This is a genomic window from Kosakonia sp. ML.JS2a (genome assembly GCF_025642095.1).
Taxonomy (GTDB): domain Bacteria; phylum Pseudomonadota; class Gammaproteobacteria; order Enterobacterales; family Enterobacteriaceae.
In genome coordinates this window covers 4,818,844-4,841,854 of record NZ_CP106754.1, presented here as the reverse complement: position 1 = coordinate 4,841,854, position 23,011 = coordinate 4,818,844, and the positions used below count along the sequence as shown (strand labels likewise).

20 protein-coding genes are annotated in these 23,011 nt (G+C 53.6%); 13 read left to right on the top strand and 7 right to left on the bottom strand.

Features of this window, described 5'->3' with window-relative positions; genetic code table 11:
* Window positions 1-4 precede the first annotated feature (4 nt).
* From N7922_RS22860 to N7922_RS22845, 4 genes are all read left to right on the top strand, one after another.
* Complete coding sequence (locus N7922_RS22860; RefSeq protein WP_263098412.1) at window positions 5-991, top strand: ABC transporter ATP-binding protein; 987 nt, start codon at window positions 5-7, stop codon at window positions 989-991.
* 35 nt (window positions 992-1,026) lie between these two features.
* Window positions 1,027-2,175 carry an extracellular solute-binding protein gene (locus N7922_RS22855; RefSeq protein ID WP_263098411.1) on the top strand — a complete coding sequence of 383 codons (1,149 nt, stop codon included), beginning with the start codon at window positions 1,027-1,029 and terminating at the stop codon, window positions 2,173-2,175.
* 67 nt (window positions 2,176-2,242) lie between these two features.
* The gene (locus tag N7922_RS22850) at window positions 2,243-3,073 is read left to right on the top strand and encodes an ABC transporter permease (RefSeq protein WP_263098410.1); all 831 of its coding nucleotides are present in this window, start codon (window positions 2,243-2,245) and stop codon (window positions 3,071-3,073) included.
* Window positions 3,073-3,894 carry an ABC transporter permease gene (locus tag N7922_RS22845; RefSeq protein ID WP_263098409.1) on the top strand — a complete coding sequence of 274 codons (822 nt, stop codon included), beginning with the start codon at window positions 3,073-3,075 and terminating at the stop codon, window positions 3,892-3,894. The genes N7922_RS22850 and N7922_RS22845 overlap by 1 nt, the downstream gene beginning before the upstream one ends.
* An 88-nt stretch (window positions 3,895-3,982) precedes the next feature.
* On the opposite strand, the gene N7922_RS22840 is transcribed toward N7922_RS22845, so the two are convergent.
* Window positions 3,983-4,264: a YjcB family protein gene (locus N7922_RS22840; RefSeq protein ID WP_263098408.1), complete on the bottom strand. Its 282-nt coding sequence runs from the start codon at window positions 4,262-4,264 to the stop codon at window positions 3,983-3,985.
* A gap of 541 nt (window positions 4,265-4,805) precedes the next feature.
* On the opposite strand from N7922_RS22840, the gene N7922_RS22835 reads away from it, so the two are divergent.
* Window positions 4,806-6,209 (top strand): GGDEF domain-containing protein, encoded by a 1,404-nt coding sequence (locus tag N7922_RS22835; protein ID WP_263098407.1) that lies wholly within the window; start codon window positions 4,806-4,808, stop codon window positions 6,207-6,209.
* Between the two features lie 341 nt (window positions 6,210-6,550).
* Complete coding sequence (locus tag N7922_RS22830) at window positions 6,551-8,122, top strand: EAL domain-containing protein (protein ID WP_263098406.1); 1,572 nt, start codon at window positions 6,551-6,553, stop codon at window positions 8,120-8,122.
* 7 nt (window positions 8,123-8,129) lie between these two features.
* Here the strand turns inward: N7922_RS22830 and soxS are convergent, their stop codons facing one another.
* Window positions 8,130-8,453: a superoxide response transcriptional regulator SoxS gene (gene soxS, locus N7922_RS22825; RefSeq protein ID WP_061498717.1), complete on the bottom strand. Its 324-nt coding sequence runs from the start codon at window positions 8,451-8,453 to the stop codon at window positions 8,130-8,132.
* Window positions 8,454-8,534: 81 nt separating this feature from the next.
* On the opposite strand from soxS, the gene soxR reads away from it, so the two are divergent.
* The 4 genes from soxR to N7922_RS22805 all read left to right on the top strand — a co-directional run bounded on the left by soxR (window position 8,535) and on the right by N7922_RS22805 (window position 13,371).
* Window positions 8,535-8,993, top strand: coding sequence for a redox-sensitive transcriptional activator SoxR (gene soxR / locus N7922_RS22820; RefSeq protein WP_263098405.1), 459 nt, complete (start codon window positions 8,535-8,537; stop codon window positions 8,991-8,993).
* 277 nt (window positions 8,994-9,270) lie between these two features.
* A complete protein-coding gene (locus N7922_RS22815; protein ID WP_263098404.1) occupies window positions 9,271-9,939 on the top strand; it encodes a glutathione S-transferase family protein in 669 nt (222 codons plus the stop codon).
* Window positions 9,940-10,239: 300 nt separating this feature from the next.
* Complete coding sequence (ghxP, locus tag N7922_RS22810) at window positions 10,240-11,589, top strand: guanine/hypoxanthine transporter GhxP (RefSeq protein WP_263098403.1); 1,350 nt, start codon at window positions 10,240-10,242, stop codon at window positions 11,587-11,589.
* Between the two features lie 135 nt (window positions 11,590-11,724).
* The gene (locus tag N7922_RS22805; protein WP_263098402.1) at window positions 11,725-13,371 is read left to right on the top strand and encodes a Na+/H+ antiporter; all 1,647 of its coding nucleotides are present in this window, start codon (window positions 11,725-11,727) and stop codon (window positions 13,369-13,371) included.
* Window positions 13,372-13,410: 39 nt separating this feature from the next.
* On the opposite strand, the gene N7922_RS22800 is transcribed toward N7922_RS22805, so the two are convergent.
* A complete protein-coding gene (locus N7922_RS22800) occupies window positions 13,411-14,334 on the bottom strand; it encodes a LysR family transcriptional regulator (RefSeq protein WP_263098401.1) in 924 nt (307 codons plus the stop codon).
* A gap of 100 nt (window positions 14,335-14,434) precedes the next feature.
* Here N7922_RS22800 and N7922_RS22795 point away from each other — a divergent pair, with 100 nt between their 5' ends.
* Window positions 14,435-14,845, top strand: a complete 411-nt coding sequence (locus tag N7922_RS22795; RefSeq protein ID WP_263098400.1) for a CidA/LrgA family protein — start codon at window positions 14,435-14,437, stop codon at window positions 14,843-14,845.
* Window positions 14,838-15,527, top strand: coding sequence for an LrgB family protein (locus tag N7922_RS22790; RefSeq protein WP_263098399.1), 690 nt, complete (start codon window positions 14,838-14,840; stop codon window positions 15,525-15,527). The genes N7922_RS22795 and N7922_RS22790 overlap by 8 nt, the downstream gene beginning before the upstream one ends.
* 30 nt (window positions 15,528-15,557) lie before the next feature.
* On the opposite strand, the gene N7922_RS22785 is transcribed toward N7922_RS22790, so the two are convergent.
* The 4 genes from N7922_RS22785 to acs all read right to left on the bottom strand — a co-directional run bounded on the left by N7922_RS22785 (window position 15,558) and on the right by acs (window position 20,994).
* Complete coding sequence (locus N7922_RS22785; RefSeq protein WP_263098398.1) at window positions 15,558-16,853, bottom strand: Gfo/Idh/MocA family protein; 1,296 nt, start codon at window positions 16,851-16,853, stop codon at window positions 15,558-15,560.
* Window positions 16,854-17,005: 152 nt separating this feature from the next.
* Window positions 17,006-18,655 carry a cation/acetate symporter ActP gene (gene actP, locus N7922_RS22780; protein ID WP_263098397.1) on the bottom strand — a complete coding sequence of 550 codons (1,650 nt, stop codon included), beginning with the start codon at window positions 18,653-18,655 and terminating at the stop codon, window positions 17,006-17,008.
* Entirely contained in the window at window positions 18,652-18,963 is a 312-nt protein-coding gene (locus N7922_RS22775) for a DUF485 domain-containing protein (protein WP_263100986.1), read from the bottom strand. The genes actP and N7922_RS22775 overlap by 4 nt, the downstream gene beginning before the upstream one ends.
* A 72-nt stretch (window positions 18,964-19,035) precedes the next feature.
* Window positions 19,036-20,994: an acetate--CoA ligase gene (gene acs, locus N7922_RS22770; RefSeq protein ID WP_263098396.1), complete on the bottom strand. Its 1,959-nt coding sequence runs from the start codon at window positions 20,992-20,994 to the stop codon at window positions 19,036-19,038.
* 686 nt (window positions 20,995-21,680) lie between these two features.
* Here acs and gltP point away from each other — a divergent pair.
* Window positions 21,681-22,994, top strand: coding sequence for a glutamate/aspartate:proton symporter GltP (gene gltP / locus N7922_RS22765; RefSeq protein WP_061498683.1), 1,314 nt, complete (start codon window positions 21,681-21,683; stop codon window positions 22,992-22,994).
* Window positions 22,995-23,011: the final 17 nt, after the last annotated feature.

The following is a 23,011-nucleotide window of genomic DNA, read 5'->3' as shown; positions in this document are numbered from 1 at the left end:
GCCCGTGAGTTATTTGCAAATCGAAAATCTGAAAATTGGCTATGGCGATAACATCGTCCTGCACGATATTCATTTGTCGGTAGAAAAAGGCGAAATGATCGCGCTGCTTGGGCCATCAGGTTGCGGAAAAACCACACTTCTCAATGCATTATGTGGATTCATTCCGGTGCGATCGGGCGAGGTAGCAATTGCCGGTCGGGATATTACTCACAGTACGCCGGAACAGCGAAATATCACCATGGTGTTCCAGAGTTATGCGCTGTGGCCGCATTTTACCGTTGCACAAAATATTGGCTATGGGTTGAAGGTTCGGCGCTGGAAAAAAGAGGCGATCCAACAGCGGGTGCAGGAATTATTAAAGATCGTCAATCTTGACGGTTATGCGGATATCAAAGTTACCGCGCTTTCTGGTGGGCAACGACAGCGTGTGGCGCTGGCGCGCGCGCTGGCCATTGAACCGGACGTCCTTGTGCTGGATGAACCTCTGTCAAACCTGGATGCCAAAGTGCGCCTCAATGTGCGCCACGAAATAAAAGCGCTGCAAAAGCGGCTGGGTTTTACCTCGCTGATTGTCACCCACGACCAGCAGGAAGCGTTGGTCATGGCGGATCGTATTGCGGTGCTTAACCGTGGTCGCATCGAACAAATCGGCACGCCAGAAGCGATTTACCACCGCCCGGCAACGCCATTTGTCGCCGATTTTATGGGGGCGGATAACTGCATTACCCGCCCGGATGCGCGTGGGGAAACGCTCTATTTTCGTAGCGCCGATGTGACCATCCACGGGGCGTCTTTACCGCCTGATGCACAAGGATTATTGCTGGACGGTGTGGTGGAAGAGAGCGCATTTCTCGGTCACCAGTACCGTCATAGTGTACGTTGCGACGGGCAGTTATTACTGGCGGATTCGCCGCAATGCTGGCCCGCCCGCTCGAACGTCATTTTGCATGTGCCGCAGCCCGCACTGCATGTTTTTGAAACCGCTTTGTAATGCCAACCGACACACTCTTTTCCTGGGGATACATCATGTCCGTAAAAACGAAACTTGCTGTAATAGCCACACTCTGTCTGGGCTATGGAATACACGCCGCGAACGCCGAAACGGTACTGAATGTCGCGACGGCGGGCGACCAAAATATGGTGGACTATGTGAAAACCTGGCTGGGGCCGAAGTTTGAGGCTGCCCATCCTGGCGTGAAAGTGCAGGTGGTCGGAACCGGGCCGGGGGATGCCGGATCAAACAAGATCATGGAAAAACTGACCGCTCAGCAAGAAAGTGGCGCGAAAAACTGGGATATCGATGTGGCGGTGGTTCACCAGGCTGTGGGTGGGCAACTGGTGGAAAAAGGGTTGCTGGAGAAATATCGCCAGGCCATCAATACCGGTTCGATGGTCACAGCGGAAAATGCCAAAAATGCCCTTGGCGTGAATGTTGATGGCTATGTGATGCCGATGTTTTTAAGCCAGACGGCGATCGCGTTTAACAGCGATATGATCAAAACGCCGCCGAAATCCTATGACGAGCTGGTGCAGTGGTCGCAACAGAACCCGAAAGCGTTTGGCTATAACGGCATTAAAAACGGCATGTCCGGTGTGAGTTTTGTGGTGGGCTGGATGTATGCCTACGGCACGGATGCACAGCGTTTGTCTGCGCTGCCGTATGACAAAGGCGTGGAAAAAGAGTGGGGCCAGGCCTGGACCAAACTGAAAGAATTCAATAAGAACGTGACTTTTACACCGGGCAACGCCGGAACGCTGGATATGCTAAGCCGCGGCGAGATCACCATGGGGCCGGTGTGGGTGGACATGTTCTATAGCTGGAAAGATCAGGGCAAGCTTCCGCCGTCCATCAAGCTGGCGTTGATCTCCCCCGGCATGCCAGGCCAGCCGATGTATTACGTCGTGCCTGCACATGCAGCGCAGCCAAAACTGGCGCAGGAGTTTATCGCGCTGGCCACCAGTCCGGATGTTCAGGCGCAGGGGATCGTAAAACAGTTTAACTGGTATCCGGGTATTGATGCGCAATACGTCAAAGGCAAGCTGGATGAGGCCACCTGGCAGAAACTGTTTGCTGAAATTTCGCCGGAAGATTTAGCGAAATACGGTAAAAGCTTCCCGATTAATCAGTACTTCACCGATATCAAAGAAGGCTACGAAAGTCAGGTATCGAACTGATTAACCTTGGTGCCCGCAGCGCTGTGGCTGCGGGCATCTTTTTTTGCGGTAACGACTCAGGTTTATCATGCGACACGCAACAAAATATTTACTGCTGGTTGCCCCGGCCACGCTGATGATTGCGGTGTTTTTTCTCTGGCCGCTGGGTTTTTCACTGATTTCTGCTTTTACCCGTGACACACATCACCTGACGCTGATGCACTTTGCGAAAGTGCTGACCCTGTATTCGAACGATATCCTGTTCACGGTCGTGATTGTGCTGGCGTCGCTGGCGATCCTGCTGCTGTTGTCCATCACCCTTTCGGCGGTGATTGTCCTTTCGCCCTTTCGGCGGATCGTGAAAGCGCTGGCCTTTTTATACCGTCTGCCGCTGTTTATTCCTTTTATTGTTACCGCGCAAATGATGCGGACGTTTCTGGCGAAAAACGGCCTGATGAATAATGCGCTGGTGGCCGCGGGTATACTCACACCCATGGATACCACCTCGCTGTTGGGCTGGAGCGGGATCATCATTACCTTTGTCTGGAAACAGATGGCGTTCTCAACGTTATTGATTTGCGGAGCGATGTCGGCGGTGGATCCGTCGCACATTCTGGCGGCGAAAAATCTTGGCGCGTCGCGGCTGCGCATTCTCTTCGACATTATTTTGCCGCAGGTGATGCCAACGATTGGCGTGGCGACGGTGCTCTCCACGGTGACCATGATGTCGGTGCTCTCGGTGCCGTTGATGATCGGCACCGGTACGCCAACGATGATGACCGTCGATATGGCGTTTCGCGTTAACTCCTATGGTGACTACCCGGTTGCCAACGCGATGGGGGTGATTTCATACCTGATTTGCGCCCTGTTGTCCTGGTTCTATTTACGCCACAGCCTGCAAACCAAAGGAGCCCGGTGATGAGCACTATCCGGCATAAAATTCGCGGCAGCTTTATTCTGCAAACGCTGCTGCTGACGTTTCTGGTACTGGCGCTGTTTGGCCCACTGCTTAACCTGTTGATCTGGACGGTGGCGGAGAGCTGGTTCTTTCCCCATGCGTTACCGGGGCAATGGGGGCTGAAGTACTGGGGCCAGGTCTTTAGCCCTTATAGCGATGTTTCCGGATCGTTGTCGATAAGCGTACTGATTGCGGTGCTGGCAGTGATCGTCTGCCTGGTCATTTCGGTGCCGGCGGGGTATGCGCTGGCGCAGCGCTCCATGCCGTTGCGCGCCTTCTTTATGCTGCTGTTTCTGATCCCGCAGGCATTCCCGAACCTGACGGTGTATATGAATGTGGCGCGTCTGTTTTATCAGTGGGGCTTAAATGGCACCGTGGCCGGTGTGGTGCTGGTGCACAGTGTGCATGGTTTGATGTACTCCATCTGGATCAGCGTGGCGGCGTTTTCATCCGTCGATCCGCTGCTGGCGCGCGCATCGCGCAATCTTGGTGCGGGGCCGGTGTACACCTTTTTCCATATCGTTCTGCCGCAGGCCGCGCCCGGGCTGATTGCCGCCAGCATCTTTGTTTTTCTCGAGTCGCTGGATGAGTTTACCGCCACCTTCTTTGTTGGCGCGCCGGACATTACCACGCTGCCGATCCTGCTCTATACCGCCAGTATGTCCGGCAATTACCAGGTCTCATCCATTACGGCGTTGATCCTGCTGGTGCCATCAGTGCTCTTTATGCTGATTATTCAAAAATTTATGCGACCGGAAATGTTGTCAAAGCTGGGGAAATAGGCGGTTATGGGCGCACTTCTGGTGTGGTGAAGGTATGCTAACAGGCTGTTTGGGATGAAAAAAAAGCGCCTGTCGGCGCTTTTTTTCATCAGGTAATGACCATCGGCCACTCTGGCGGTGCTTTGCGGGAGATTTCCTCCATCACCACAACCAGGTTGTGCCAGATGTTGGAAAAGTCTACAACCGTAATGCCAAGCAGGCCGGTGGCAAACCAGCATGCTGCGGCTAAACCCAGACCGCTGCTGATCACCGCAAGACCAATATAGTCTGCTCTGCGAAAGCGAATGTTCAGCGTGCTGGCCATAAACATCAAAACTGCGCTCAATATCTGCCAGCGCAACAACACGACGCTGGTGGTAAAGGTTGCCATGAAACCATCCTCAGAAGAATCAAATACCGGGCGGACTGGCGTTATGCGCGAGTGGCAGAGATGACGCAGGCGTCCGCGGAATAGCACAACAAAGTGAAACAGTGTTTTCCATTTCAGAAATATGTGAACTATATCACACTTGGTTGTTTATTCGCCAGCGTGAAAACAGGCCTTTTTGTCTCTTTTTTCGTCGAATTTTTGGCCTGAGTTATACCGTTATTGTCTTACGGATATATTTAATCGGGGCGGGAAGTGATTTAACTTAAATTTATTCATACCCTGCCGTGAATATTTAGCAGACTAATTGCTACAATATTTACAGTTCACAAAACATCTATTATGCTTTTCTGGACAGTATTATTTACTTGTGAGTGATTATTCAGGGGATTTGATTTTAAGCGATATATTCTGTACTGGCACGATTTCGTTACGTCGTTCAGTGTTGTTCTGCTGCCTGGGCTAATTCGTGGGTGTTACTTTTTCTTCCTGATTCAATCATTCCAGGTCGGCCTGATGCTTAATAACCTGCGAATGATAAAACATGAAAACAGAGATTTCCGCCGCACCTTTGGGAGATGGGACCGCGGCGCTGGCGCTGCTGGCGAAACTGATGCCGTGGCTGACCGGGAAACGTTCGCTGGAAGAGATCCTTCGGGGTATCAATGCGGCTCTGGGCGCAAACCTTTCATGGGTGCTGGTCGAGCAAGAGGGGGAGCTGCAGCTCACCAGCGTGGGTGAGATAGCGTGCACATTGCAGGATGCGAAAACGTTGCTGCAGCAGTCACAGTTACGGCGAAACCTGCGTGCCTGGCGCGTTATTTGTTGGCGACGCCATGTTGGTACATTATTATTTCCTGCGAATATTACCATCGGCAATAAATTAAAAAGTGGCATTCTGTGTAAATTGCATATGCAGGATTCTGGTCTTAGCGGTTATTTCTTTATGGCATTTCCTCAGTCAGCTTTATCATTATCCGTGATGAAAAGCGTCGTGATTATTTTAGTCGAAAAGCTGAAGGGTTTTCTCGTGGAGATTATTTCACGGGATCGCGCTGCGAAAGAGATGCAGCATGTTATTGCACAATATAAAGTGTTATTTGATCGCGCCCCGGTATTAATGAATTCCTTTGATAAAAATAACCGTTGTATTTTATGGAATGGTGAGTGCGAGCGTCTCTTCGGCTGGAGCCTGGAACAACTCAACCAGCAGCCCGATCCATTAGCATTGTTTTTCCCTGATCCACTGGTGCGCCAGCAAGTTCGCGCTTCGGTTAATACTTCCCCGGCTGTAGACATGCACGAGTGGCATCCTGTACGTCGTGACGGCCAGGTGCTGACCGTGCTGTGGTCAAACATCCTGCTGCCCGATCATTCCATCCTCAGTATCGGGCTGGATATCACCGAGCGTAAAAAGGCGGAGCAGCAACTGGAGAGAAAAGCCACCATTGACGATCTGACGGGATGCTACAATCGATTTGCTATCCTGCAACATTTAAAAGCGTCGTTGATAAGTTGCAACCCGAGCGATCCGCGCAGTCATTTCAGTCTGTTAATGCTCGATCTTGATCACTTCAAGAATATCAACGATCGCTGGGGACACCTCACGGGTGATGCGGCGCTGATCCATTTCTGCGATAAGGTCCGTGAGCACAGCGATCCCTCCTGGTTTTTTGGACGACTGGGTGGTGAGGAATTTCTGATTTTAATGCCGTACACCAGCAGCCGATCTGCATTACGTTTTAGCCAAAAAATGCGTGCTGCCTTAACGCAAACGCCATTATTAAGCATTGGTGAAAAGATTACCTTATCCTTTAGCGCTGGTTTAGTATTTGTCACCAGTGATCAGGCGGATACTTCAGTTTTACTTACGCTTGCAGACAATGCACTGTACGATGCGAAGCGCGCCGGACGCAGTAAAACCGTGATTGCCGGAGCCTTTTTATAAATAAAGGAGGGATTATGAAGGAAACTCAAAATCCGCATGAAAAAATTTCCGCACGGTCAGTTCTTTTTTATCCTGTGGTTAGTTTGGCTTAATCAGCGATTCCCGGTTGCATTAAGTTAAAACTAACCTGAACTACGGATTAATATTTTCCTTAATATAAACATTGAGCCGACTTTTAGTTTGGCTTACGGTCGAATATTATCGTCATAACCAAATATTAGGTTTTTAATGATAAAAGTCAGTTGCTAATGTCGTATGATTCATGCAACGTAATCACCTGTTTATCAAAGCATCCTGCCGTACAATTAAAAGGCACATAAAATGCATGGATATAGGCGGACATGAATCATAGCGTGCGTCGCAAGATGCTCTGGGTCATTGGGATAATCCTGGTAGTGTTACTACCGGTGATGCTCTCGCTATGGTTTGCGCATATCCGTGCGGTAAAAGAAACAGGCACGCAACTCCATTCCTTTGCTCAACTGGCGCTAAATAAAACGGAAGCGGTAGTTCAGCAGGTGGATACGGTTCGTTTAGCAGCAGAGAAATATCAAGGTCAAATTTGTACGCCAGAGCATCGCGCTGCAATGCTCAATATCGTGCGCGGCAGTTTGTATGTCTCCGATTTAATTTATGCCCGCGGTGGGCAATTTTTGTGTTCGAGCGTAATAACGCCCGAACAACCGTATGCTATTTCACCAGCTGAGTATAAACGCCGTCCTGATATTGCTATTTATTACTACCGGGATACCCCTTTTTACGCTGGCTATAAAATGGTCTACATGCAGCGTGGAAATTATGTTGCGGTGGTTAACCCGCTCGCCTATAGCGATGTCATGTCAGAGGATAATGAACTGGCATACGGTGTTTACGATACGGTCACCCATTTATTCTTCTCGGTGAGTCGCTCGACGGATATCGGTACGCTGTCGAAGCTGGTGAACCGGAATGACTCGACATTCCAGCAGGGCACGCGTTTTTACACGATCGCCCACTCTGACAAACGGCCGATTGCTATTATCGTGTCGACCTCCAGCGATCACTATCTTCAGGCCTTTTACCACCAGGTGACGTTTACCCTGCCGTTGGGGATGGTATGCAGTGTGATCATCTTATTATTGTGGTCACGAACGCGGCAGGAATTTAACTCCCCGCGCCGCCTGCTCCACCGGGCATTAACGAAGCGTCAGCTCTGCCTTCATTACCAGCCTATTATTGATATCAAAAGTGGCACGTGCGTAGGGGCAGAAGCGTTGCTGCGCTGGCCGGGTTTTAACGGTCAGGTCATGAGTCCGGCTGAATTTATTCCGTTGGCGGAAAAAGAGGGCATGATCGAACGCGTGACCGATTATGTCGTTGATGAAGTCTTTAATGATTTGGGCGATTTTCTGCCGCAGGTTCCCGATCTCTACATCTCGATCAACTTATCTGCTGCGGATTTCCACTCTTCACGCCTGATCTCGTTAATTGCCAATAAAACCCGGGCGCATGCCGTACGCGCCGGGCAAATCAAGATTGAAGTGACCGAACGCGGGTTTATCGATGTGCCGAAAACCACGCCGGTGATTCAGGCGTTTCGCCAGGCCGGCTACGAAGTGGCGATCGATGATTTTGGCACTGGCTACTCCAACCTGCACAATCTCTACTCCCTTAATGTCGATATCCTGAAAATCGACAAATCCTTTATTGATACGCTCACCACCAACAGCACCAGCCACCTGATTGCCGAACACATTATCGAGATGGCGCAGAGCCTACGTCTGAAGATTATTGCGGAAGGGGTGGAAACGGCGGAGCAGGTGACCTGGCTGTTAAAACGCGGCGTTCAGTTTTGCCAGGGGTGGTACTTTGCCAGGGCGCTGCCGCCACAGGAATTCAAACGCTGGGTGCAGCAGCCGCCGTCGTTAAAGTGATCGCCCATCAGGCATGATGTCGGTAATCGCTGGGGGTGCGGTCAAACTCCCGGCGGAATACGCGTGAAAACGTCTGCTGCGAGACATACCCCAAATCCATCGCAATATCAAAAATAGGGCGTTGCGTCGTACGCAGTGCTTCCGCTGCCAGCAGCAAACGGCGCTGGCGAATATAGTCGCCCAACGTTTGATGCATCACGGTACGGAACATCCGTTGTAGATACCACTTTGAATAACCTGACTTTCTGGCGACTACATCAATGTTCATTGGTTGGTCGATATGTTCATCAATCCATTCAATAAGGGTCTGAATAATTTGCTGATGGGACATAAAGCTTCCTCATTTCCCGATTCGTCGTTTTGTCTGGGAGCGAGTATAATTCCTCAAGTTAACTTGAGGTAAAGAGGTTTTATGGAAAAGAGAATGCCGCGTATAAAAGCCCTGCTGAGCCCCGGTGAAGTGGCGAAGCGTAGCGGGGTGGCCGTCTCAGCGCTGCACTTTTATGAGAGCAAAGGCTTGATTAAAAGTACCCGTAATACCGGTAATCAGCGGCGCTACACCCGCGATGTGCTGCGTTATGTTGCAATCATCAAGATTGCGCAACGTATTGGTATTCCGCTGGCGACCATCGGTGAAGCGTTCGGCGTCTTGCCGGAAGGGCACACGCTCAGTGCGAAAGAGTGGAAACACCTGTCGTCCCAATGGCGCGAAGAACTGGATCGCCGCATTCATACACTGGTTGCGCTACGTGATGAGCTGGATGGGTGTATTGGTTGCGGTTGCCTGTCGCGCAGCGACTGCCCGCTACGTAACCCTGGCGACCAGCTTGGGCAGCAGGGCACCGGCGCGCGTCTGCTGGAAGACGACTGAGACGCATAAAAAACTAAAGCGCCCGTTGGGGCGCTTTAGTCGTTTTCCGGTCTTTGTCTTTCTCTCTATCCCGCTCTGTTGCAGGAGGGTTTCCCCCGACATCAGCACGCCTCGTCATGTTGGAGGTTCCGGGTTGTGCTGACACTTTTAGTCTAGGTCACCGCAGCAAAATTGCCACTTTTTTGAGCAATTTTTTCAGGCTTTTTTTCTTCGCTCTTTCAACCGCAACGGCGCCGATTTTCTATAGTTAATTCATATGGATCCTCGGGAGAAAAACATGCTTACGGTGCATCATCTGAATCAGTCCCGCTCACAGCGTATTCTTTGGGCTTTAGAAGAACTGGGCGTGCCGTATCAAATTGTTCGCTACCAGCGTGAAAAAACAATGCTCGCGCCGGAGTCACTTCGCAAAGTACACCCGTTAGGCAAATCCCCTGTCATAGAAGATAACGGGCTGATCCTCGCGGAATCGGGCGCGATCCTGGAGTATTTGCAGGAAACCTACGACACAGCGCAGCGCTTTAAGCCACAGGCGATGCAGCAGAAGCTGGATTACCTCTTCTGGTTGCACTATGCGGAAGGATCGCTGATGCCGCTGTTACTTATGAAGCTGGTTTTCGCCAGTCTGGGCAAACCTCCGGTGCCATTTGGCGTTCGCAGTATCGGCAAGCTGCTTTCGTATGGTGTTCAGAAAGCCTGGCTGAACCGCCAAATCACCACGCATGCGCGCTTTCTTGAAGAGGAGCTGGCGCACCATAGCTGGTTTGCCGGGGAGCAATTGAGCATGGCGGACATGCAGATGAGTTTTCCGGTCTTTGCGCTGCTGTCGCGCGGTGGGGTGGATAACCTGCCCGCCTTGCGGGCGTGGAAAAAGCGCATTGAAATGCGTCCGGCCTGGCAACGCGCCATCGTTCAGGGCGGTCCGTTCGATCTTCCCGGGGGCTAAAATGATCCGAAAATGTTGCAAAGTTGCGCATCGACGATAACGTTTGCGCATCTGTCGATGACTTCTTAATCACCATAAGCGAAATTTAGCGAAAAGCGGCAAAGTTCAGTTGAAAAGCGGTATCTAAACGCTGGATAATCGTTTGCCTTTTTTCGACCAACCGTTGTATGCGCGGAGTTAAACGTTTGCTTTTTTGTGGCCCCCTTGCCACAACGCAGCACAGGGAGATGACGTTTAACCGGCAGTGGACTGTCCACCACGCATGCGAACGAACAATAAAATTCTCAGGGGATGTTTCCTATGTCTACGCCTTCTGCGCGTACCGGCGGTTCGCTTGACGCACTGTTTAAAATCTCTGCCCGTGGCAGTACTGTTCGTCAGGAAATCGTTGCTGGTTTAACCACCTTCCTGGCGATGGTCTACTCGGTCATCGTTGTTCCCGGCATGCTGGGTAAAGCGGGTTTCCCACCTACGGCGGTATTTGTGGCCACTTGTCTGGTTGCAGGCGTTGGCTCCATCGTGATGGGCCTGTGGGCGAACCTGCCGCTGGCTATCGGCTGCGCTATCTCTCTCACCGCGTTTACCGCGTTCAGTCTGGTGCTGGGTCAGCACATTAGCGTGCCGGTTGCGCTGGGCGCCGTGTTCCTGATGGGCGTGCTGTTTACCGTGATTTCCGCGACCGGTATTCGTAGCTGGATCCTGCGCAACCTGCCGCAGGGCGTTGCGCACGGTACCGGCATCGGTATCGGCCTGTTCCTGCTGCTTATCGCTGCAAACGGCGTGGGTCTGGTTATCAAAAACCCACTGGATGGTCTGCCGGTTGCGCTGGGCCATTTCGCCAGTTTCCCGGTGATCATGTCGCTGATTGGCCTGGCGGTCATTATTGGCCTCGAAAAACTGAAAGTGCCGGGCGGCATTTTGCTGACGATTATCGGTGTGTCGATCGTGGGGCTGATTTTCGATCCGAACGTACACTTCTCCGGTATTTTCGCCATGCCTTCGCTGAGCGACGACAAGGGTAACTCCTTGATCGGCAGCCTGGATATCATGGGCGCGCTGAACCCGGTTGTGCTGCCAAGCGTGCTGGCGCTGGTGATGACCGCGGTGTTTGACGCCACCGGGACTATCCGTGCGGTCGCCGGGCAGGCAAACCTGCTGGATAAAGACGGGCAGATTATCGATGGCGGCAAAGCGCTGACCACCGACTCCCTGAGTAGTGTGTTCTCTGGTCTGGTCGGCGCAGCGCCGGCAGCGGTGTATATCGAATCTGCGGCCGGTACGGCGGCAGGCGGTAAAACCGGTCTGACCGCGATCACCGTTGGCGTGCTGTTCCTGCTGATCCTGTTCCTCTCTCCGCTCTCTTACCTGGTGCCGGCGTATGCCACCGCACCGGCGCTGATGTATGTGGGTCTGCTGATGCTGAGCAATGTCGCGAAAATCGATTTTGCCGATTTCGTCGACGCGATGTCAGGCTTGATCACCGCCGTCTTCATCGTGCTGACCTGTAATATCGTTACCGGCATCATGATCGGTTTTGCCTCGCTGGTTATTGGCCGCGTGGTCTCCGGTGAATGGCGTAAGCTGAACATCGGCACCGTGGTGATTGCGGTTGCGCTGGTTGTATTCTATGCAGGCGGCTGGGCTATCTGATCGCTAAACGTATTAACAATGGGCGACTCCGGTCGCCCATTTTTTTGCCCACAGCCCGGTTTCTTTGCGTTAAGCTGGATGTTCTGGCATCAAGGTCTGAGGCCTTTATAACAAAACATCGCAAACAGGGAACGCATGGAAATATTCTTTACCATTCTCATCATGACCCTTGTGGTTTCGCTTTCGGGGGTCGTCACCCGTGTCCTACCGTTTCAAATCCCGCTACCGCTGATGCAAATCGCCATTGGCGCACTGCTGGCTTTCCCCACCTTTGGCCTGCATGTGGAGTTCGACCCGGAGCTGTTCCTGGTGTTGTTTATTCCGCCGCTGCTGTTCGCCGATGGCTGGAAAACTCCCACGCGTGAGTTTCTCGAGCATGGTCGCGAGATCTTCGGTCTGGCGCTGGCGCTGGTGCTGGTCACCGTAGTGGGTATCGGCTTCTTAATTTACTGGGTGGTGCCGGGGATCCCGCTGGTACCGGCGTTTGCGCTGGCGGCGGTACTGTCGCCAACCGATGCGGTGGCGCTTTCCGGCATCGTCGGTGAAGGGCGCATTCCTAAGAAAATTATGGGGATTTTGCAGGGCGAGGCGTTAATGAACGACGCTTCAGGCCTGGTGTCGCTGAAATTCGCCGTAGCCGTGGTGATGGGGACCATGGTCTTTACCGTCGGCGGCGCAACGGTTGAGTTTATGAAAGTGGCGATAGGCGGCTTGCTGGCGGGCTTTGTTGTGAGCTGGCTGTATGGCCGCTCGCTGCGCTTTCTCAGCCGCTGGGGCGGCGATGAACCGGCGACGCAAATCGTCCTGCTGTTTCTGCTGCCGTTCGCCTCGTATCTGATTGCCGAGCATATCGGCGTTTCCGGCATCCTCGCGGCGGTAGCGGCCGGGATGACCATCACCCGTTCCGGCGTGATGCGCACCGCGCCACTGGCGATGCGTCTGCGTGCGAACAGCACCTGGGCGATGCTGGAGTTCGTCTTTAACGGCATGGTGTTTCTGCTGTTGGGGCTGCAATTACCAGGTATTCTGGAGTCCTCTCTGGTGGCGGCGGAAGCCGACCCGAATGTTGAAACCTGGATGCTGTTCACCGATATCGTGCTGATTTATGCCGCGTTAATGCTGGTGCGTTTTGGCTGGTTGTGGACGATGAAAAGGGTCAGCCGCCGTTTCCTTACCAAAAAACCGATGGAGTTTGCCTCCTGGAGCGATCGCGAATTATTGATTGCCACCTTTGCCGGGGTGCGCGGGGCGATCACCCTTGCGGGCGTCCTCTCTATTCCGCTGTTGCTGCCCAGTGGTGATGTCTTCCCGGCGCGTTATGAGCTGGTGTTCCTGGCCGCCGGGGTGATCCTGTTTTCGCTGTTTGTTGGCGTGATCGTGCTGCCGTCGCTGTTGCAGCATGTTGAGGTACGCGACCACGCGCAGCAGTATAAAGAGGAGCGGATGGCGCGGGCCGCCACGGCCGATGTGGCGATTGTGGCGATTCAGAAAATGGAGGAGCGCCTGGCGGCGGATACCGAAGAGAATATCGATGATCAACTGCTGACCGAAGTCAGCTCACGGGTGATTGGTAATCTGCGGCGCCGCGCCGACGGGCGCAACAACGTGGAAAGCTCGTTACAGGAAGAGAACCTGGAGCGCCGTTTCCGCCTGGCAGCGCTACGCTCTGAGCGCGCCGAGCTTTACCATTTGCGCGCGACCCGTCAGATCAGCAACGAGACGCTGCAAAAACTGCTGCACGATCTCGACCTGCTGGAGGCATTGCTACTGGAGCATAAGTAAAAAACCGTGCCGGATGGCGACGTTATACGGCCGACAAACTCACGCAGGTTTTGTCGGTTTGGTCAGCGCCACGCCATCAGGCGGTTGTAGCCAGAATCCTTTGCAGCACTCCAGCCACGCCTGAGCGCTACGTGAAAGGTAAACCCCTTCGCGCCAAATCATCCCCAGTTGCCAGCGTAAATCGCTCTGTAGCGGCAGCCAGCGCAGCGTCTGCTTATCTAACCGCTGGCAAATCGGCTCCGGCAATATCGCAATACCCACACCGGCCTGCACCATCGCCGCAAGAAAATCCCACTGACCGCTGCGCACCGCAATGCGCGGCTTTACGCCGTGCTGATTGAACAACTGCATTAACTGGCGGCTGAGGGCGAAATCTTCGTTATAAATGAGTAACGGGTGCTCTCCCAGCTCCTCCGGGGTCACCACCTCGCGTTCGACCCAGCCTCCGGAGCGCGGTACCAGCACACACATTGGGTGGCTGAACAGCGGCAGCGTTGACAAACCGCTCTCTTCTTCTATTGGTAGCGCCGTCATCGCCAGATCCAGATCGCCGCTGATCACTGCCTGTTGCACCACTAAACCGCCAAATTCGGAGATTTTTAGCTCTACGCCAGGGTAGCGCTGGCGAAACAGGCTGATTGGCCCGGCCATCAACATACCGACCATCGGCGGAATGCCAAGGCGTAACACGCCTTTATTCAAATGGTTAATATCACCGAGTTCGGCTTCGAGTTGACGAAATTCCGCCAGGATCGCCACGCCGCGCTCAAAGACCACCCGCCCGGTATCGGTAAGCAGAAGTTTGCGGCCATCGCGGATGATCAGCGTGCAATCCAGCTCATCTTCCAGATTCTTCAGCATTTTGCTGATGGTCGGTTGGGTAACAAAAAGACGTTCCGCCGCGCGGGTGAAGCTTTGCTGGCGAACCACCTCCACAAAATAACGCAGCGTTCGGATGTCCATAACTATTCCTTTCAACTATGCCCGCGATGATTTTAATTCATTTCTGTCACACCTGGTGCCTCTCTATACTGAGCGCCTGCCGAGTTAATGGGAAATTAATATGGACGTGGCGTTAAGACGTGTTACGCCGGCCCTTGTGCGTCGTCTTCAGGTCCCGGTTCAGGTCGTACTGTATGCCGGGTTGTTCATCGTTGCTGAATACCTTGTCCAGTGGTTGCATCTGCCTTTACCGGCCAATTTGGTCGGCATGCTGCTTATGCTGGGCCTGATACTGTGCCGGGTGATCCCGCTGAGTTGGGTACGGGAGGGGGCGCGCTGGCTGTTGGCGGAAATGCTGCTGTTTTTTGTGCCCGCCGTGGTTGCGGTGGTGAATTATGCACAATTGTTGATGGTGGACGGTTGGCGCATTTTTGCCGTTATTGGCCTGAGTACGTTAATGGTGCTGGGCGCGACGGCCTGGGTGGTGGATAGAGTCTATCGTTTTGAAGTGAGCAGGCTTAACAATGAGTGAGTTCTCATTAAGCGTACTGTGCCTGTTATTGACGCTGGGGTGTTATTTTCTCAATAAGCGTATTTACCGGCGTTTCCACACCTTGCCCTTAATGCCGCTGGTTTGCACCCCTGTGCTACTGGTGCTGTTGCTGGTCTTTGGGCATATCTCGTATCAAAGCTATATGGGCGAGTCGCACTGGCTGATATGGTTTCTGGGACCGGCGACCATCGCTTTTGCCGTCCCGGTGTATGACAACCTGGCGATCATTCGCCGCCACTGGATGTCGCTGTCCGCCGGGGTGATCACCGCCACCGTGGTAGCGGTCACCAGTTCGGTCTGGCTGGCGCGTTTATTCACATTGCCGGATGAGATCCAGCGTAGCCTGGCGGTCCGTTCGGTTACCACGCCGTTTGCGCTTGCCGCCGCGAAACCCCTTGGCGGGCAGCCGGATTTGGTGGCGCTGTTCGTGGTGGTGACAGGCGTGTTCGGCATGGCGGTGGGCGATATGCTGTTTCTGCGTTTGTCGATCCGCGAAGGGATGGCGAAAGGCGCGGGCTTTGGTGCGGCTTCCCATGGTGCGGGCACCGCGCGATCGTATGAGCTGGGGCCGCAGGAAGGGGTCGTCGCCAGCCTGGTGATGATGCTCTCTGGTGTGGTGATGGTACTGAGCGCACCGCTGGTGGCATGGGTGATGTTTTAATGCCCCGCCAGCGCTGACGGGGCGCAGGGGTTACTGTTTTTTCAGGCGGGTGACCAGTTCAAACTCGTTAAAATTAACCGGGCGCTGTTGCTGCATGGCGATATTCCCGGCGATGCCGGTCAGGATCGACATTGCGCCAGCGCGGTGATCGGCGGCGCGTTTTAAGGGATCATGACCCGGTTCGCCAAACAGGTCCGCCAGCATGGCGTTATCGCCACCGCCATGACCGCCCTCGCCGAGGGTAAAGTCTGCTTTCCACGGTGCGGCAAACATCGGGAAGACGGTAATATCGCAGGATTCAAGGCTGCCCTCACTGGCGCGTTCTCCTCCGGCGTTCACGTAAGATTTTTCGACGATTTTCATCTCCAGCCGCCCCTGACTGCCGTTAAAAACCACGTTTAGCCCTTCCCACGGCAGGTAGGTGTTCAGTGAGTAGCTCAACTGGCACTGGTTCTGGTATTTCACCAGTACCGACAGCGTATCTTCAATGGTGATGCCATCGCTGAAAACGCTCTGATCGCGCCAGTAGTTATCTTCGTGCTCCGCATCCAGGTACAGCGCTTTCAGTTGTGGATTCTCATCCATATGCAGGGCAAAGGGGTCATCTTTTGCGGCGGCATAACCGTGGGTGCGTGGGTAAAAGCGGGTGATGCCGCGTTTTTCCGCGTTCTCTTTCCCGTAAAAGCGCAGCCCACCTTCGGCATACACTCGCAGCGGGTAGCTGTCGAGCCAGAAGTTCATCAAATCAAAATGATGGGTGGATTTGTGCACCAGCAAGCCGCCGCTGTTGCGTTTTTCCCGATGCCAGCGACGAAAATAGTCTGCGCCATGTTCGGTATTCAGCAGCCACTCAAAATGCACCGAGTAGACCTCGCCGATGGTGTTGTTCATCAGCAACTCGCGCACTTTGCTGTGGTGCGGCGCATAACGATAGTTAAACGCCACGCGCACGGTATGCCCGGTCTGTTCAATGGCATCCAGAATGCGTAGCGCGCGCTGTTCGTCAATGGTCATCGGTTTTTCGGTGATCACATCGCAGCCGGCATGCAGCGCCCGCACGATATAGTCATCATGGGTGCGGTCCATGGTGGTGACGATAATGATGTCCGGCCGGGTTTCCGCAATCATTGTTTCAAACTGCGCGGCTTGCCAGTTGGAAACCGGCGCAGCGCCTTCGTTTTTTAACAACTGATTGGCGTAGTCCATCCGCGTCTGGTTGCTGTCGCAAAACGCCACCATGCGGGCATTCTCTTTCCACTGACCGCCGATGGCCGAGATATATAATCCGGCGCGCCCGCCAGTACCTACCAGCGCATATTTTTTCATCGCATCCTCGTAAGTCATAAATGAATTAACGTATTGATGTATTAAAAACGGTGTTTCAGATTGGATTTTTGTACTGTAGCGCGATGGCGGAAGATGGGTACTGGCAGGTGGGGAAAATGTGATCCCCGGCCATTACTGGCCGGGGTAGGGCATTAATGTGCGCGACCTTGTTCGATACCGATACCGGTCTGCGAACGGATAAACTGCGCGCGGAACAGTTCGCGCTCGCGGTTACCCTCTTCGGAGTTATCGGTGATGGAGAAGATCCAGATGCCGATAAACGCAATCGCAATGGAGAACAGCGCCGGGTACTCATACGGGAAGACGGCGGTCGCATGACCGAGGATCTTCACCCAGATAGTCGGGCCAAGCACCATCAGAATCACGGCGGTTAACAGGCCGAGCCAGCCGCCAATCATTGCGCCACGGGTGGTCAGTTTCGACCAGTACATGGAAAGCAGAATGATCGGGAAGTTGCAACTGGCGGCAATCGAGAAGGCCAGTCCGACCATAAAGGCGATGTTCTGGTTTTCAAACAGGATCCCCAGCAGGATAGCCACCACGCCAAGCACCAGCACGGTGATTTTCGAGACTTTCAGCTCCTGACGCTCCGTTGCGCCTTTACGGAATACGTTGGCGTAGAGATCGTGAGAGACCGCCGATGCGCCCGCCAGCGTCAGCCCCGCTACTACTGCCAGAATGGTGGCGAAGGCGACAGCGGAGATAAAGCCGAGGAACAGGCTGCCGCCGACCGCATTGGCCAGATGCACTGCTGCCATATTGTTGCCGCCAATCAGCGCGCCCGTGGCATCTTTAAACGCCGGGTTCGCGCCCACCAGCATGATGGCGCCAAAGCCGATGATAAAGGTCAGAATATAGAAGTACCCCATAAACCCGGTGGCGTAGAACACGCTCTTACGCGCTTCACGTGCGTCGCTGACGGTGAAGAAACGCATCAGGATATGCGGTAAGCCCGCGGTGCCGAACATCAGCCCCAGCCCGAGAGAGAGGGCAGAGACAGGATCTTTGACCAGCCCGCCAGGGCTCATGATCGCGCTGCCTTTCGGGTGTACGGACATGGCTTCGCTAAACAGGTTATTAAAGCTAAAGCCGACATGCTTCATCACCATAAAGGCCATAAAGCTGGCGCCAAACAGCAGCAATACTGCTTTGATGATTTGCACCCAGGTGGTGGCCAGCATGCCGCCGAACAGCACATACATCACCATCAGCACGCCCACCAGCACGACCGCAACGTGGTAGTTCAGGCCGAACAGCAGTTCAATCAATTTACCGGCACCGACCATCTGCGCAATAAGATACAGCGCCACCACGACCAGTGAACCGCAGGCGGAGAGCGAGCGAATCGGGCCTTGTCTAAGACGATAGGAGGCCACATCGGCAAAGGTATAGCGCCCGAGGTTACGCAAGCGTTCGGCAATCAGGAACAGGATAATCGGCCAGCCGACCAGAAAGCCGAGCGAGTAGATCAGGCCGTCGTAACCGGAGGTGTAAACCAGCGCGGAGATACCGAGAAAAGAGGCCGCTGACATATAGTCACCGGCAATGGCCAGCCCGTTTTGCAGGCCTGTGATATTGCCGCCGGCCGTGTAGTAGTCGCTGCGCGTGCGGGTCCGTTTAGACGCCCAGTAGGTGATGCACAGCGTTAACGCCACAAACACCACAAACATGATGATCGCCTGCCAGTTGGTGGGCTGGCGTTGGACTGCGCCGGTAATGGCATCGGCGGCGTTGGCTGTGAAAGGCAGTGTGGCGGCAAGCGCCGTCAGGACTCTCTTCATGATGCTTTTACCTCGTTCATCACCGCTTTTGTCAGACGATCAAACTCGCCGTTTGCCCGCCAGACGTAGACGCCGGTCAGCACAAACGAAATCAGGATCACGCCAATGCCAATCGGAATACCGCGCGTTACGCTGGTGCCCTCATGCAGTGGCGTGCCAAGCCACTGTGGCGCAAAGGCAATCAACAAGATAAAGCCGACATAAATAATCAGCATGATGATGGAAAGGATGAAGGCAAACCGTTGCCGTTTTTCCACTAACTCCCTGAAATGCGCACTGTTTTCAATCTGTTGATAAATATTATTCATCACAGAATTCTCCAGAGGTAAGGTCGAGGCGTTTTTTTGTACCCTCCCCCGAAGGGGAGGGCTGTAGGGGAATTACGATGGCATGGTGATCGCCTGCTTCTCTTCGAGCAGTTTTTCCACGACACCTGGATCGGCGAGCGTCGAGGTATCACCCAGATTACTGGTATCGCCTGCGGCAATTTTGCGCAGAATACGGCGCATGATTTTGCCGGAGCGGGTTTTCGGCAGCGAGTCGGTCCAGTGCAGGACATCCGGCGTTGCCAGTGGGCCAATCTCTTTACGCACCCAGTTGCGCACTTCGGTGTACAGCTCTGGCGAAGGCTCTTCGCCGTGGTTTAACGTGACATAGGCGTAAATGGCCTGGCCTTTGATGTTGTGCGGAATGCCCACCACGGCGGCTTCGGCGATTTTTGGGTGCGACACCAGCGCTGACTCAATTTCCGCCGTACCCAGACGGTGACCGGAGACGTTGAGCACGTCATCCACGCGCCCGGTGATCCAGTAGTAGCCATCTTCATCGCGACGGGCGCCGTCGCCGCTGAAGTAGCGGTTTTTAAAGGTTGAGAAATAAGTTTGTTCAAAGCGTTCGTGATCGCCAAACAGGGTACGGGCCTGGCCCGGCCATGAATCGGTGATCACCAGGTTGCCTTCTGTTGCGCCATCCAGCGTGTTGCCTTCGTTATCAACCAGCGCAGGCTGAACGCCGAAGAACGGACGGGTGGCGGAACCGGCTTTCAGTTGGGTTGCGCCCGGCAGCGGGGTGATCATAAAACCGCCGGTTTCCGTCTGCCACCAGGTATCCATGACCGGGCATTTGCCATTGCCGATTTTGGACCAGTACCACTCCCAGGCTTCCGGGTTAATGGGCTCGCCCACGGAGCCTAAAATGCGCAGCGACGAACGGTCAGTGCCTTCAATCGCTTTATCGCCTTCCGCCATCAGCGCACGGATCGCTGTCGGCGCGGTATAAAGGATATTCACCTTATGTTTGTCGACCACCTGGCTCATGCGCGCCGGGGTCGGCCAGTTTGGCACCCCTTCAAACATCAGCGTGATTGCGCCGCAGGCCAGCGGACCGTACAGCAGGTAGCTGTGGCCGGTGACCCAACCGACGTCGGCGGTGCACCAGTAAACATCGCCCTGGTGGTAGTCGAAGACATATTTAAATGTCGACGCGGCATACACCAGATAACCGCCAGTGGTATGCAGGACCCCTTTGGGTTTGCCGGTCGAACCTGAGGTATAGAGGATAAACAGCGGATCTTCTGCGCCGATGGCGACAGCCTGATGCTGGTCGCTGGCATGGTCGGTCAGATCGTGCCACCACAGGTCGCGCCCTTCATGCCACTCCGTTTTACCGCCGGTGCGTTTCAGCACCACCACATGTTCAACGCTGTTCACGTGCGGGTTTTTCAACGCGTCGTCGACGTTTTTCTTCAGCGGGATAGTCCGCCCGGCGCGGACGCCCTCATCGGCGGTGATCACCAGGCGTGAACTGGAGTCGATAATGCGCCCGGCAACCGCTTCCGGCGAGAAACCGCCGAAAATAACCGAATGCACAGCGCCAATGCGTGCGCAGGCGAGCATGGCGACGGCGGCTTCCGGCACCATGGGCATATAAATCGCCACTACGTCGCCTTTCTTGATGCCGAGATCGACCAGCACGTTAGCGAAACGGCATACGTCGCGGTGCAACTCGCGGTAGGTCAGGGTTTTGCTCTGGCTTGCGTCATCGCCTTCCCAAATAATCGCGGTTTGGTCGCCACGCTCAGCGAGATGGCGGTCCAGGCAGTTGGCGGCAAGGTTTAGCGTGCCGTCTTCGTACCATTTGATGGAAACATTGCCGGGGGCGAAGGAGGTGTTTTTCACCTTCGTATAGGGCGTGATCCAGTCGAGGATCTTGCCTTGCTCGCCCCAGAAGGCGTCAGGGTCTGTTATGGATTGCTGATATTTGGCCTCATACTGCTCCGGATTAATCAGGCAACGTTCCGCAATATTTGCGGGAATATCGTGTTTATGTATTTGGCTCATGGCATTTGCTCTCCTTGTAGGATGTTAATAATATGTCACGTAAAAGTTAATTGAAGAGCCCTTACCTGTTTTGTTTATTATTTGCGCGACAGATCACGCATTAATTGTATGGTATGAAAAAGCAGCAAAATAAATGCACTAGCGTGCATCGGAAGCAAAAAAAAGCCGCGCGGGGATAAATTAGATTCATAACAGCAGGTTATGAAAAGTGACAATTCGATTACGCCTGATAGGGTGACAAAGCGGTAGGTGGGTATAAGCTTCTGAAAATTTATCGCCTGATTGATAGTGTGGTTATTGTTTTTTATGTGAACTATTCACTGTTCTAATGAACAATTGCAGACAATATTTCCGCAATAAATTGTCAGCACGGCATTTTTTCTGCCTAAAAAATACGCAAATGAACAAATGCGAGCTAATAATTTCCAAACGTAAATATTGGAATTAGACAGGCTAAAAAGTTTTCTATAACAAAAGCTTATTTAACGTAACTAAAATAAAAGACGGTTTTTAGATAAAAATTCAGTCAAACCCCCTCCCGGTATAGGGTTGCGCGTTACACCCCGCAAATGGTACTGATAATGCGCATTAAAAAACCCCGCAATACCGTGCGACGCTAATCATACCCTTTCAGTATGTGTCGTTCCTGAGCATGGAATGGTGCTTCATTGAGGATGTCTGTAGTTATGAAAAACATGAAAGTCAGCCTGGCCTGGCAGATTTTGCTGGCCCTGGTGCTGGGTATTCTTCTGGGTAGTTATCTGCATTACCAAAGCGATAGCCGTGAATGGCTGATTGCCAATCTCCTGTCTCCGGCAGGCGATATCTTTATCCATCTGATCAAAATGATTGTGGTGCCGATTGTTATCTCCACGCTTGTTGTCGGGATTGCCGGTGTCGGTGATGCGAAACAGCTCGGGCGTATCGGCGCGAAAACCATCATCTATTTCGAAGTGATCACTACGGTTGCTATTGTTCTTGGCATTACGCTGGCGAATGTTTTCCAGCCGGGTGCGGGTATCGATATGTCGCAACTGGCGACGGTGGATATTTCGAAATACCAAAGCACCACCGCGGAAGTGCAAAGTCACGCCCACGGCCTGATGGGGACGATCTTATCGTTGGTGCCGACCAATATCATCGCGTCGATGGCGAAAGGCGATATGCTGCCGGTTATCTTCTTCTCGGTGCTGTTTGGTCTGGGGCTCTCTTCCCTGCCGGCATCGCACCGTGAACCGCTGGTGACGGTGTTCCGCTCGATCTCTGAAACCATGTTCAAAGTCACCCACATGGTGATGCGCTATGCGCCGGTAGGCGTGTTTGCGTTGATCTCGGTGACGGTGGCGAACTTTGGTTTTGCCTCACTGTGGCCGCTGGCGAAGCTGGTGATCCTCGTCTATTTCGCCATTCTGTTCTTTGCTCTGGTGGTGTTGGGCATCGTGGCGCGAATCTGCGGGCTGAGCATCTGGATCCTGATTCGTATCCTCAAAGAAGAGCTGATTCTGGCGTACTCCACTGCCAGTTCGGAAAGCGTGCTGCCGCGCATTATCGAGAAAATGGAAGCCTATGGCGCACCGGCGTCAATCACCAGCTTTGTGGTGCCGACCGGTTACTCCTTTAACCTCGATGGTTCCACGCTGTATCAGAGTATTGCCGCAATATTTATTGCCCAGTTGTACGGCATTGATCTGTCGCTCGGGCAGGAGATTATCCTCGTACTGACGCTGATGGTGACCTCAAAAGGCATTGCTGGCGTTCCGGGCGTCTCGTTCGTGGTATTGCTGGCAACGCTGGGCAGCGTCGGTATTCCGCTGGAAGGCCTGGCGTTTATCGCCGGTGTTGACCGTATCCTCGATATGGGTCGTACCGCGCTGAATGTGGTGGGCAACGCGCTGGCGGTACTGGTGATTGCGAAGTGGGAACACAAGTTTGACCGCAAAAAAGCGCTGGCGTATGAGCGCGAAGTGCTGGGCAAATTCGACAAGACAGCCGATCAGTAAGCCTCTTAATCCCTCCT